General features: G+C 71.6%; 10 protein-coding genes. 6 read left to right on the top strand and 4 right to left on the bottom strand.

From position 1 onward, the window contains the following. Positions 1–34: 34 nt before the first annotated feature. Positions 35–370: a helix-turn-helix transcriptional regulator gene (locus tag OG811_RS13380; protein WP_406074561.1), complete on the top strand. Its 336-nt coding sequence runs from the start codon at positions 35–37 to the stop codon at positions 368–370. A 48-nt stretch (positions 371–418) separates the two neighbouring features. Next, entirely contained in the window at positions 419–1660 is a 1242-nt protein-coding gene (gene mycP / locus OG811_RS13375) for a type VII secretion-associated serine protease mycosin (RefSeq protein WP_406074559.1), read from the top strand. 84 nt (positions 1661–1744) lie between these two features. On the opposite strand, the gene OG811_RS13370 is transcribed toward mycP, so the two are convergent. From OG811_RS13370 to eccCa, 3 genes are all read right to left on the bottom strand, one after another. Continuing rightward, positions 1745–2023, bottom strand: a complete 279-nt coding sequence (locus OG811_RS13370) for a WXG100 family type VII secretion target (protein WP_406074557.1) — start codon at positions 2021–2023, stop codon at positions 1745–1747. A 25-nt stretch (positions 2024–2048) separates the two neighbouring features. Next, a complete protein-coding gene (locus tag OG811_RS13365) occupies positions 2049–2357 on the bottom strand; it encodes a WXG100 family type VII secretion target (protein WP_406074556.1) in 309 nt (102 codons plus the stop codon). A 205-nt stretch (positions 2358–2562) separates the two neighbouring features. Then, a complete protein-coding gene (gene eccCa / locus OG811_RS13360; RefSeq protein WP_406074554.1) occupies positions 2563–6528 on the bottom strand; it encodes a type VII secretion protein EccCa in 3966 nt (1321 codons plus the stop codon). A 166-nt stretch (positions 6529–6694) separates the two neighbouring features. Here eccCa and eccD point away from each other — a divergent pair, with 166 nt between their 5' ends. Continuing rightward, positions 6695–8092 carry a type VII secretion integral membrane protein EccD gene (eccD, locus tag OG811_RS13355; RefSeq protein ID WP_406074552.1) on the top strand — a complete coding sequence of 466 codons (1398 nt, stop codon included), beginning with the start codon at positions 6695–6697 and terminating at the stop codon, positions 8090–8092. Positions 8093–8114: 22 nt separating this feature from the next. Here eccD and OG811_RS13350 read toward each other — a convergent pair whose 3' ends face one another. Next, positions 8115–9293 carry a type VII secretion protein EccE gene (locus tag OG811_RS13350; RefSeq protein ID WP_406074551.1) on the bottom strand — a complete coding sequence of 393 codons (1179 nt, stop codon included), beginning with the start codon at positions 9291–9293 and terminating at the stop codon, positions 8115–8117. Positions 9294–9454: 161 nt separating this feature from the next. Between OG811_RS13350 and eccB the strand changes: the two genes are divergently transcribed. The 3 genes from eccB (at position 9455) to OG811_RS13335 (ending at position 12795) form a co-directional block, all read left to right on the top strand. Next, a complete protein-coding gene (gene eccB, locus OG811_RS13345; RefSeq protein ID WP_406074549.1) occupies positions 9455–11041 on the top strand; it encodes a type VII secretion protein EccB in 1587 nt (528 codons plus the stop codon). Between the two features lie 88 nt (positions 11042–11129). After that, positions 11130–11498 (top strand): hypothetical protein, encoded by a 369-nt coding sequence (locus tag OG811_RS13340; RefSeq protein WP_406074547.1) that lies wholly within the window; start codon positions 11130–11132, stop codon positions 11496–11498. Then, complete coding sequence (locus OG811_RS13335) at positions 11491–12795, top strand: hypothetical protein (protein WP_406074545.1); 1305 nt, start codon at positions 11491–11493, stop codon at positions 12793–12795. The genes OG811_RS13340 and OG811_RS13335 overlap by 8 nt, the downstream gene beginning before the upstream one ends. The last annotated feature ends 141 nt before the right edge of the window (positions 12796–12936 follow it).

The following is a 12936-nucleotide window of genomic DNA, read 5'->3' as shown; positions in this document are numbered from 1 at the left end:
GGGCAGGACGGACATCCGGAGAGGCGGTCACACGATGACGAGCACCGCGACGGGCGACACCGGCGGCGGGCGGAACTGGACGTTCCTCACCAACCACGGGCACGTCCTGCTGGCCATCGCCCGCGACCCCACCGCCCGGCTGCGCGATGTCGCGGCCGAGGTCGGCGTGACCGAACGGGCCGCGCAGGCGATCGTCGCCGACCTGGAGGCGGAAGGCTACCTGCGCCGCACCCGCGTCGGGCGGCGCAACGAATACACCCTCAACCCGGCCGGCCGGTTCCGGCATCCCGCCGAGGCCGACCGCCAGGTCGGCGACCTGCTCGCGCTGTTCGCCGAACCACCCCCCGCGAAGTCCAGCCCTCGGGCCTGACCCCTCGGCGGGCCGCGACCCGCCAGGGCACAGCGGTAATCTTTGCGGGTGCGCGAATGCCCGCCGTTGAGCGCGACCAACACGTCCCGCCGTACCAGACGTGCCGTTCGGGGCGTCCTCAGCGCAACGCTGGCGGCCCTGCTCGGCACCGGCCTGGTGGCACCCACCCCAGCGACCGCAGCACCGCCCAACTGTGGTCCACGCGGTGATGAGCGCCTGACCGAGATGCCGTGGGCGCTGCGCCGGCTGGAGCCGTCCTCGGCGTGGCAGCTGTCCCGGGGCGCCGGAGTGACGGTGGCGGTGATCGACTCCGGGGTCTCCGCCACCCACCCGCTCCTTGAGGGCCAGGTGCTCGAGGGCCGCGACTTCAACGACCTGGCGGCCAACAAGGGCCAGTGCGACGAAGCCGGGCACGGCACGATGATCGCCGGCATCATCGCGGGTCGGGAGGGCATGGGCGTTCCGTTCAGCGGCATCGCCCCGGCCGCCCGCATCCTGCCGATCCGGGTCCTGCCGAAACTCGGGGGAACCAGCGACCCGAAGCTTCCCGGCGAGATCGCCGCGGCCATCGACTGGGCGGTCGCGCAGGGCGCCGACGTGATCAACCTGTCCCTGACGACAATTCCCAGCACCGAACTGACGGCGTCCGTCGAGCGCGCGCTGGCCAAGAAGGTCGTGCTGGTCGCCGCCGCCGGCAACGGGACGGGGCAGCAAACGGACCGGCCGGGATACCCGGCCGCGTACCCCGGGGTGATCGCTGTCGGTGGGGTGGACGAGCAGGGCGGTCACGTGGGCACCTCGATCAGCGGCGACTACGTCGACATCGCCGCACCGGGGTTGCAGATCATCGGGCCGGCACCCAACGGGCCCGGCTACCGCCTCGTGGCAGAGGGCGGCACCAGCTACGCCGCCGCGTACGTCACGGGAGTGGTCGCGCTGGTCCGGGCCGCCTACCCGAATCTCAACCCGCAGCAGGTCGCCGATCGGCTGGAACGCACTGCGGACAACCCACCGGAGGGCCGCAACGCCGACATCGGTTACGGGGTGGTCAACCCGTACCGGGCGGTGTCGAGCCTGCTCGGCACCCGGGCGAACCCGCCCGCCGGCGCGATCCCGGCGCCCGTCGTGCACGACGACCCGCTGAGCTGGCAACGCCCGGTCGCGATCTGGGCGGCGGCGATAGGCGGGCTGCTCACCCTGCTGCTGCTTATCGCGCGACCGATCGTGGCCCGGGGCCGTCAGCGCGGCTGGCGCCCGGGCCGACGCACGGACTCACCGGCTGCCGGCTGACCGGCGGGACGCCGCGCTGCCGACGCAACGCAATGCGGCTCCGGTCGGGGGCGAACCCGGACCGGAGCCGCAGCGGCGAATGCCTCAGCGCCACACCTTGGAGTTGCTCATCTCGGTGGAGACGTAGTTCTCACGGGCGATGCCGACGGCACCGCCGATCTCGTTCAGGATCCGGTTGATGTCCCGGACCGCCGTGTCCCACTTCGCCTGGTGCTGCTCGTAGGCAACCCGGTCCTCACCGTCCCAGTGGAGCTTGGACAGCATTGACCGCAGCGTGTCGAGCTTCTCGTCGATGGTCTTCGAGATGGCCAACATCTGCTGGTTGCTGCTCTCGAGGACCGCGTAGTCAACCTTGATCGTCACGATTTCCTCCTCTGCTCGCTGCAGATCACGGGTTGAGAGCAGAGTGGAACTTGTCCAGCATCTGCTGCTGCTCTTCGTCGTTGACCTGGTGCGTCGTACCCGACTTGTCGAGCAGTTCCGCGATGCTGTCCATCGCCGTCAGCAGTTTGACGGTGTCCTCGTTCCAGCGCGTCATCAGCGACTGGAAGCCCGTGGACGCCTGACCCTTCCACGCCATGGCCAGGTCGTCGACCACGTTCCACAGCTTCTTCAGCTCGCCGTCGACCTCGCTGCGCGTGGACCGCACGTCACTCGCGGCGGTATGCAGAGTCGCAGCTTCGACCTCGAACGCCATGCTTCACACCCTTCCGTCATGTTGTGGTGGCGGCTTCGCCGCACCCCTCCCCCGCGGCAAGGCACCAACACCCCACCGACGGACACTCCTGTGAAGACCGTAGCGGAACCTGTCCAGCCACCGCAGCCCTGGTCGGCGACGTTCAATGGATGGTGGTGAATCGGACCGGGATGGTTCACCACGCCCCACCGAACGCCCGATCCACTCAGGACGGCTCAGACCAGGCGGTCTGGATCAGCTGCTGGCCATCGCGACGGCGGACGAGGGTGCCCCGGCCGGGCGGTTGCGGGCTCGGGCGCAACGTGCCGAAGACCGCGCCCTCCTCTCGGTTGCCGGACATCAGTAGGCCCGGCGAGTCCAACTCGCGCAACCGCTGCAGCACCGGCTCGTAGAGCGCCCGGGACACCCCACCGACCCGACGTGTGATGATCAGGTGCAGACCGATGTCGCGGGCCTGCGGCAACAGCTCCTGCAGGGCGCTGAGCGGGTTGCTGCCACCGGAGGCGACCAGGTCGTAGTCGTCCACCAGGACATACAGGTCCGGACCCTTCCACCAGCTGCGATCGCGCAGCTGTGCGGTGGTCACGTCCGGACCGGGCAGCCGGTTGGACAGCGCGCTGCGAATCGAGCCGAGCCCCTGGGCGAATGCCTGGTTGGACGGTGCGTAGTCGAGCAGGTGATCGCCCTCCACCGCCCCCAGCAGGCCACGCCGGTAATCGGCGATCACCAGCCGGGCCTGAGCGGGCGTGTACCGCTCGGTGATGCCCTGGGCGATCAACCGCAGCAGGTTGGTCTTGCCGCACTCCGCGTCGCCGAACACCGTCAGGTGCGGCTCGTTGGTCAGGTCGAGGTAGACCGGCGCGAGCGCCGACTCGTTGACCCCGATCGGCAGACCGGGTGCCGACCGATCGATGATCCGGGCCAGCTCGGTCACCGGCAGCCGACGCGGCAGCAGCCGCACCTTCGGCGCCGGACGGCCCGGCCAATTCGCCGCCACGTGGCCGGCCAGGGACAGCGATGCCTCGCTGAGATCCTCAATGTCCCGACGGCCGTCGACCCGCGAGATGGCGGTGAGGAAGTGCAACTTGTCCCGGGTCAGGCCGCGACCCGGCGACTTCTCCGGCACGTTCATCGCCGCGCGGCGGTCGATCTCGGACTCGGACGCGTCGCCGAGGCGCAGCTCCAGCTTGGTGCCGAGCAGATCCCGCATGTTGATCCGGATTTCCGCCCACCGCACCGCGGTGAGCACCACGTGCACGCCGAAGCCGAGGCCCCGGTTGGCCAGCGTGGTGATGGTCTGCTCCAGCTCCTCGTACTCCTGGCGCAGCGTGTTCCAGCCGTCCACCACCAGGAACACGTCACCGAACGGGTCATCGGCGAACTCGCCGGCGGCGCGGCGACGACGGTAGCTGGCCACCGAGTCGATGCCGTGCTGGGCGAAGCGGTTCTCCCGGTCGTCCAGGACGGCGACCACCTCAGCCACCGTCCGGCGGACCGCCTCGACGTCCCGGCGACCGGCCACCCCGGCCAGGTGCGGCAGGCGCTCCAGGCTGCGCAGCGCGCCCCCGCCGAAGTCCAGGCAGAAGAACTGCACCTCACGCGGCGTGTGGGTGAGCGCGAGCGAGGCGAGCAGCGTACGCAGCAGCGTGCTCTTGCCACTCAGTGAGCGGCCGACGATGACCACGTTGCCGCCGGCCCCGGCCAGCTCGACCATCATCGGGTCGCGGCGCTGCTCGTAAGGGCGGTCGACCACGCCGACCGGCACGGTCAGCCGTCCGCGCCCGGACCAGGACGCCGTGCACAGCCCGTAGGTCGGGTCGACCGCCAGCGGGCCGAGCAGCTCGCCCAGACCCGGCGGGTCCGCCAGTGGCGGCAGCCACACCTGGTGGGCAGGGCGGCCCCGACCTCTGAGCTGGTCGATCAGCACGTCGAGCATCGCCACGGCCTTGCCGTCGGCCGGCTGGTCCGGCTCCGGAGCGGTGTCCACCGGCATCTGCGGGACCTGTGCCGGAATGAAATCGAGGCCGTACGGCACGATCCGACGTTGCACCAGCGCCTGCGAGGCGGAGGCCTGCTGCCCCGGCGCCCGGTACGCCCCGGACACGTACGCGGCCCGGAACCGCAGCATCGTGCTGGTGTCCGTCTTCAGGTAGCCGTGGCCCGGCGCGTTCGGCAGCTCGTACGCGTCCGGCACGCCAAGCACGATCCGGCTCTCCACGGCGGAGAAGGTACGCAGACCGATCCGGTACGACAGGTGGGTGTCCAGGCCGCGCAGCTTGCCCTCTTCGAGCCGCTGACTGGCCAGCAGCAGGTGCACGCCGAGCGATCGGCCCAACCGGCCGATCATCACGAACAGGTCGATGAAATCCGGCTTGGCGGCGAGCAACTCGCTGAACTCGTCGCAGATGATCAACAGGCTGGGCATCGGGGCCAGCGGCTCACCGGCCGCACGGGCCTTTTCGTACTCGAAGCGCGAGACGTAGTTGCCGGCCGCCCGCAGCAGCTCCTGCCGGCGCACCATCTCGCCAGCGAGGGCGTCGCGCATCCGGTCGACCAGCGGCAGCTCGTCGGCCAGGTTGGTGATCACCGCGCTGGTGTGCGGCAGCGCCTCCAGCGAGGCGAACGTCGCGCCGCCCTTGAAGTCCACCAGGACGAAGTTCAGTTCCTCCGACGAGTGGGTCACCGCCAACGCGGCCACCACCGTACGGAGCAACTCGCTCTTGCCGGACCCGGTGGCACCGATCACCAGACCGTGCGGGCCCATGCCTTCGTGCGCCGACTCCTTGAAGTCGAGCTCGACCACGTTGCCATCCGGGCCGACGCCGAGCGGGATACGCAGCCGGTCCCGGTGACCACGCGGACGCCAGGTGTTTTGCACGTCCACCGTCGCGGCGTCACCCACGCCGAGCAGGTCCGGCAACTCCGTGCTGCGGGCCAGCGGCTCGTCACTGCTGGCCTGCTGCTGGGAAAGCCGGTAGGGGGCGATCTGACGGGCCAGCCCCTCGGCGGCCTCGGCGCTGAGCCGGTCGGGCCGACCCAGCGGCGACGACGAGCTGCCCCGGACCAGGTCGAGCGAGCTTCCGTCAGCCACGTCGAGGCAGAGCAGCCAGCGGCCGGCGTCGCGCGGCACCGTCCCGGAGAGGTCGATCACGGTGGCGCCGAGCAGCCCCGGGCCCACCAGCTGGCAGGTTGGCGAGATCTCGCCACCGTCGATCACCACGACCAAATGCGGGGCGGTGGTCAGCGGCTTGGCCTCCGGCGCGAACCGAGGCCGCCCAGCCAGCTCACCGGCGAGCGACGCCTCGGCCTCGGTCAGGCTGGCGAAGACCAGCCGGCGTGCGCCGGCCGCGTCGGTCCGGCCACTGTGGTGCGCGTGCGGCAGCCACTTCACCCAGTCCCAGGACGACTGGCGGTCGGGCGCGGCGACCACCGCGATCACCAGGTCGTCCGAGGCGTGGAAGGTGGCCAGCTGCCCGAGCGCCGCCCGGGTCAGGTCGAGCACGGCGTCACGGTCGCCGCGCAGCACCACCCGGCTGAACGCGCGCACCGACAGCGCCGTCGGCAGATCGGGCACGCTGGAGTGCGCGCGAACGAAGCGGCGGAGCGCGATGGCGCTCATCGGCTCCAGGTCCTCCACCGGCTTCGTCTCCGGTGGAACGATCTCCACCGCCAGACGCTGCGGGCCGAGCGCGATCCGGGTCTCGCCGAAGTCGTCCTCGGTGATCCGTCGCTCCCAGAGTCGCCGGGATGCGGCGATCGACCAGAGCGCGTCGGGCTCCGGGTGCCGCCAGGCCATAGCGGCCCGCTGCTGCTCGGCGGCACGCCGGGTGCGCTTACGCATCTGGGCCAGGTAGCGCATGTAGTCGCGGCGGTCGGCGTTCAACTCGGCCTTGTCCTTGCCACCGCTGTTGGCCAGCGAGCCGATCGCCATGCCGAGCATCGAGACACCGAACAGACCACCGGCGACGTACGTCATCATGCCGCCGCCCCTGCCGGCGTAGAGGAACGCCATCGCGCCGACCCCGCAGAACATCGGCAGGATCATGAGCAGTTGCCCCATCCCGCGGGGTGTCGGCTCGGGCAGCTCCGGAGGAGACTCCAGCAGCACCTCGCCGCGCGGTAAGGCCGGCCCCGGCTGACGCGGGAGCCGGCGGAAAACCACCGTGCTCACGGCTGTCTCCTCCCCAGAAGCGGCCCTGATGACGTGCGCCCACGGAACACAGCCCGCGGGTGGGCATCGTACGTGCCCGTCATCGTAGGTAATCTGCCGTGGACGCAGTGGACCCGGACCGCAGCATCGCAGCCAGCCGATCACAGACGCACACCTGGAGGCCACCGTGGCGACGAAGACGGCGACCGGTGGTCTGAGCCGGATCACCATCGTGGCTCCCCGTACCCGGATGGACCTGGCGCTGCCATCGGACGTGCCGATGGCCGATCTGCTGCCCACCCTGCTGCGCTACGCCGGTGAGGACATGGCCGACGAGGGCGCGCGGCACGGCGGCTGGGCTCTGTCCCGGTTGGGCGGTGCACCCCTGGACGGCGGGCGCACCGCTGCGCAGCTCAGCGTCCGTGACGGTGAGGTGCTCTACTTCAACCCCCGGTCCGCGGCGGCCCCGGAAATCGTCTTCGACGACGTGGTGGACGCGGTCGCGACCGCGACAAATCAACGCCCCGGCGCCTGGCAGGTCGCCGCGACCCGGTCCTTCGCGGTGCTCTTCGCCGCGGCGGCGCTCGGCGCGGGCGCGCTGGCCGCGCTCTTCGCCGGCCCGCCGCACCTGCCCGGCGCGGTGGCGGCCCTGCTCGTCGCGGTGGCGCTGCTGGTAGGCGCGGCGGTGCTGTCCAGGGCCGCCGGCGACAGCCGCACCGGCGCGGTGCTGGCCATGGTCGGCCTGGCGTATGCCGCCACCGGCGGCCTGCTGCTGCTCGCCGGCGATCGACCGCTGACCGAGCTGGCCAGTCCGCACGTCCTGCTCGCGGCGACCGCCGCGGTGGTCGCCGGTGCGGTGGCCGTGCTGGCGGTCGGCGACCGGTACCCCCTCTTTTTCGCCGCGATCGGGGTGGGGGCCGCGACCGGCCTGGGCGCGATGCTCTGTCTGGTTTTCGACCTCGACGCGCCGGCCTCCGCCGCGGTGGTGGCGGCGGTCGCGTTCGGCGTGGTGCCGGCGTTGCCGATGGCGGCCTACCGGCTGGCCCGGCTGCCGGTGCCGTCGATCCCGACCGGTCCGGAGGACCTGAAGACCGACAGCGAGTCGGTGGACGGCCGGCAGGTGCTCCAGCAGAGTGAACGCGCCGACCAGTTCCTGACGGGTCTGCTGTGGACGGTGTCCCTGTTGGTGCTGGGCGCGCAACTGGTGCTGGCCCTGGACGGGCGCCTGTCGGCGGTGCTGCTCTGCCTGGTGCTGGCCCTGCTCTCGCTGCTCCGGGCCCGACCGCTCCTGGGCCGCGCCCAGCGCACCCCGGTGCTGCTGGCCGGCACCGTGGGGCTGGGTCTGGCCGCCGCGACCACCTTCACCGGCGGGTCGCTGCCGGTCCGGCTCGGCCTGATCCTCGGCGGGCTGGTGCTGGCCGCCGTGGTCAGCCTGATCTACGGTCTGACCGTCGCCGGCAAGCGCATCTCGCCGGTCTGGGGCCGGCTGCTCGACATCGCCGAGATCCTGCTGATCATCTCGCTGGTCCCGCTCGCCTTCTGGGTCTGCGGCCTCTACGGCTGGATCGTCAACCTCCGGCCCTGACCGCGCGTGCCGCCCCGCGCGGTCACGGACGGGTGGAGACGCCCAGCGCCGACGCGACCGGAGCGGTGGCGTAGACGCCCGGACCGTGTTGACCGTCCATGGGCCGGGTGGACGTGCCTGCCCGCTGCGCGACCTCACTCACCACCTTGACCAGCGCCTCGACGTGATTGTCCATCGCTGCGACCCGCAACAGCGGCGCCGCCACCCGGCCGTCCACCGATACCGTCGCGGCCACCGTGTGCGACGGCGCCGAGGTCGCGGTGATCGCGTCCACGAGCGGGCCGAGCGGCGCGTCCGAACGGCCCCGCAGAGCCATGCAGCGGTGGGTCCAGCCGCCGCCGCGCAGCCCGCGCCAGGTTTCCGCCGGCGCCTCCGGCACCAGGTCCAGGCCGGCGGCCGAGACGATCGCCGCCCGCAGTTCCTCACGGCCCAGCGGCCGATGGGCCAGGCCCGCGGAGGTGAGCGCCTTGCCGAGCCGACCGATCCCCGCAGCCACTGTCCGGTGCACCCCGGGCAGCCCGCCGCCCCGGCTCACCGCCTCCACCCGGGCGTCGCGGACGGTGAGCCGCAGCGCCACCCAGACGGTCCGGTGCGCCGCCGGCGGGGCACCGGGCGCCGGATACCAGACCAGGGTGTGTGCGACAACCTGGGCCCGGGACACCGGGGCGCTGAAGTCCGCGAGCACCCGCAGCACGGCATCCACCGTGGAGGCATCCACGGAGCCAACCGTCGCGCCACTGACGGACTGCAGCGCGACCGCGGCGAACCAGCCCTGGTCGTCCTGCCCGATGCCGAGCCGGGTGCCCCGGTCGGTCAACTCGATGACGCTCAACTCGGGGGCGAGCGCGGCCAACCGTGGGTCCGTCGCCGAGCCGCCAGCCAGCGCGGCTGACGCGCGCTCGCCGCGTCGCCGCAGCCGCCGGCGCAACAGCAGGTCCTCGAACCACCAACGGCCACCTCGGCGGGCGAAGGCCGCAACAATGATCAGCACCGCCAGGGCGCCCACCGCGGCGAACACCCAGCTGGGCCCGGCCGCCGCCGCCCAGACACCGAGCGCGCACAGCTCCAGCACGACGAGCTGCCCAACCAGAACGGGGCCGACCCGTCCACGGCCGGGCCGGTCGGTCGGGGGCGCCGACCGCGTCGGAACGTCGGACGGGTCCGCTGCCGCTCGGGCGGGTCGCACCTGAACCTGTGTCATCGCTGACTGTCCCTCCTGCACGGTACGGCTCTGCGCCGGGTCGGTCCGGTGCCGGCCACGAGCGGTGGTCCCGAGGAACCGCCGTCGGCCCCTTATCGTAGGGAAGCCCGCGACGGCACCCCGACCTGATCGTCGCGGATCCACCCTGCCGGAGGTAAGTCATGCGGACCCGCCGCGATCAGGTGCAGGCGTACCGCTTCGTCACCCGTCGGATCGTCTCCGCGTTGCTGTCGGGCGATCCGGAGACCACCAACCTGCCGATGCGACGGCTCGGCATGGCCGTCTTCGGCAGTGTCGTCGCCGCCGCCGTTGTGCTCGGCGGGGTGGGCGCCTACGGCCAGTTGACCGGAAACGCCGCGCCGCTGCAAGACCAGGCCCTGGTCATCGAACGGGAGACCGGAGCGACGTACGTGTTCATGAGGGGGCAGCTACATCCGACGCTCAACTACACCTCGGCCCGCCTGATCCTGAACAAGCCGGATGTGGTGCCGCGGACGATGTCCCAGGCGTCGCTGCGGGACCGACCACGCGGGGTCACCCTCGGCATCGTCGGGGCACCAGACGCCCTGCCGGACCGCAAGTCGCTGACCGGGCTGCCCTGGTCGGTCTGCGACGTACCCGACCCGGTCGATATGAAGCGTTCCAGCACCCGGGTGGTGATCGACCGTGCGCTGCCCGGCGGCACGCCGCTGGGCGACGGCGCGGCGCTGGTCGCGGTGGACGACCAGCAGTACGTGCTCACCAACAACACCCGGCTCCAGGTACTCGGCGGGCCACGGACCAGCACCGCGTTGAATCTGCCCGACGCCGCGAAGCTGTGGGTTGGGCAGCAACTGATCAACGCCGTACCGGCCGGGCCACCGCTGCGCAAGCCGTCGCTGCCCGGCGAGGGTCAATCCAGCAGCCGGGACGTGGCCGGGCGGTCGTCCACCATCGGTCAGGTGTTCAGGGCCGCCGGGCGGCACTACGTACTGGCCCGGGAAGGCCTCGTCTCGATCAGTGAGATCACCGCTCTGCTGATGGTCAGCAACGGCGGTCGGATCACCGACATCACGCCGAACCAGGCTGCCGATTCATCTGTCGAGCAACGGGTGGAGGAGGAAGGGCTGCCGCCGAGGATGCCCACCTTCTACCCGACGGTTTCCGGTCAGACCGTGCTGTGCGCGACGTACCGGGCGGGCAGCGCGGGCGGTCCGCCGACCACCACCCTGGAGGTCTTCGACCGGGCGCCGGCTGAGCTGACCGCGAGCGATCCGGGCCTGGTGCCGGTGCGACAGACCAGGCGCGACGCCGTACGCACCGCCGAGGCAGTGCTGCTGCCCGGCGGCAAGGGTGTCATCGTGCAGGCCTCGCCCGGTGCCGGGACCAGCGGATCCGGTGCCGCCGGGTCGACGGTCTACCTGATCACCCCGCAGGGCATCCGGTATCCGCTCGGCTCGGCGGCGACGCTGGGCGTGCTCGGCTACGACGGGATCACCCCGCTGGCGGTGCCCGGCTCGCTGCTCTCGCTGATCCCGACCGGGCCGACGCTGAATTACGAGGACGCGCTGGCCGTCTTCTCACCCGAAGGGCCAGCACCGGCCGCGCCGCCGCCCCCGGCACTGCCGTCGGGGTCGACGTCCGCGGCGCCGTCGTCAGGATCCGTGACGCCCTCGGGGTCGACGCCGTCCGCTCCGGCCAGCGGCGCTCCGCCGACCGGCGGAGCGGGGGGTGGGATGCCGATGGGATCGACCGGGGCCGGCGGCTGAGCAGCTTTGACGGGTCGCACCGAGTCGCAGCGGTGGACTAACCTGAATGGTGCTGACGGTTGTCAACCAGAACGACGGGGATGTTGCCATGACCGGGCGTACGGAAGTCGATTTGCTGTCCCTTGAGGACTTCCATCGGCACCTGGCGTCGCGCTTGAGCCAGGTCGAGTCAGTGCTGCGCAAACTCAACACCGAGATGCAGTGCAGCCCTCCGGCGTTGGGCTCGTTTTTCGACGCCACCGACAAGGCCCGCCGCTACAGCGAGGTCCACCAGTCCTATGTCGACCAGGCCGAACGGGTCCGGCAGGCGGTGCTGGCAGCACAGCAGGCGACCAGCACGATCCTGACCAACTACCGCACCGCCGAGGCGCGTAACGCAGCCAACGCCACCGATGTCACCGCCGCGCTGAACGGGGTTGATCGGGCGTTGCAGCCGAAGGAGGACGGGCGTGTCTGAATACACCCAGCGTTACCAGGGCAGCAGCCACCAACAGCTGTACGACGGCGTGATGGCGGGCAAGCCGGAGCAGATCGAGGGCGTAGCCGCCCAGTGGGCCGAGCTCAAGGGAATTCTGGACGGTGTCGGCCGGGAGTTGAGCGGCGACCTCGAGAAGCTCGGCAACACCTGGACAGGTTCGGCAGGTCGGGAGTTCCATCGGCGACTCAGCCTGATCGTCGCCCACTCCGATGCGTTGGGCGAGGGGATGGCCGGCATCAAGCAGGGGCTGACCATGATGGCCGACCACCTGCGCACCGGCCAGAAGCAGGCCGAGAGCCCGGAGGAGACCGACGACAACGACAAGGCGATCTCCGGTGCGCTCAAGGGTGCCGCCACGTTCGGTCTGCCCGGCGCTGTCGTGATGGGCGTCATGGGTCACCAGCAGGACAAGGAAGAGCAGGACAAGGCCCACCAGCGGATGGTGAACCTGGTGGCCGAGCTGGCCTCCGGTTACGAGCTGTCCGCCTATGACCGGGTGGTCGATCCGCCCCAACCCCACCCGGACACTCCGAGCACGGTCAGCAAGGATCCGACGACGCCCCAGAGCGTTTCGGCCATCGCCAAGGTGACCTCGGGGCCCAACACCACCGACGGCAGCGCACACACCGGTGTCAGGACCATTGCGACACCCGACCGCGCAGCCCCGCCGCCGGTCGTCGGCGACGGCTCGGTCCCTGTTGACAACGGTTCGGGCACCGTTGGCACGCCGGCTGTCGGCACCGGCCCGGATGGCACTGGCAGCGACTCCGACACCCCCGGCACCTCACTCGCCGGTGCGGACCCGCTGGTCGGCGGCGCGCTGCTCGGCGGGGGTGCCGTCGGGCTGGCCGGCCTGTCCGGGTCGACCACGGTGACCCCTGGTGCCGGCACCGGCCCGGGTCTGCTCTACGCAGCACAGGGCGGGGCACCGGCCGGCGGAGTGCTGCGCACCGCCGCGCTTGCCGGTTCGGGCAGCACGCCCCCCACCTCGGCTCGTCCGACCGGTGGTGCGACCCCGGCCGAGAGTCGCTCCGCCAGCGGGGTCGGGCGCAGCATGGACGGCCAGCGCGGCACCAACGGCGGGCGGGCGGCCACGGCCGGCGGCAACGCCCGACCGGGCTCCGGCAGCGGCGCGGGACGGCCCGGGGTGCTCGGCGGGCGCGGTCGACCTCAGGACGACGACTCCGATGAGCGGCTGACCTGGTTGACCGAGGACGAGATGGTGTGGCGGGACGGCGGGAGCGCCGCGCCTCCGGTGCTCGGCACCGGGGACTGACCACGATCCGCCGCCGGCAACGTTGACCACCGGTGGTGCCACAGGAACGATGTGCGGTGCCCCCGACCGGATCTGATCCGGCCCGGGGGCACCTCCGTTTTCGGGTGTCGATCGTTGCCGTCCACAGTGCGCATGGTGGTG

Origin of the sequence: Micromonospora sp. NBC_01638, assembly GCF_045209745.1 — a bacterium.
Classification (GTDB): Bacteria; Actinomycetota; Actinomycetes; order Mycobacteriales; family Micromonosporaceae; genus Micromonospora.
This window is presented reverse-complemented; position numbering and strand designations above follow the sequence as displayed.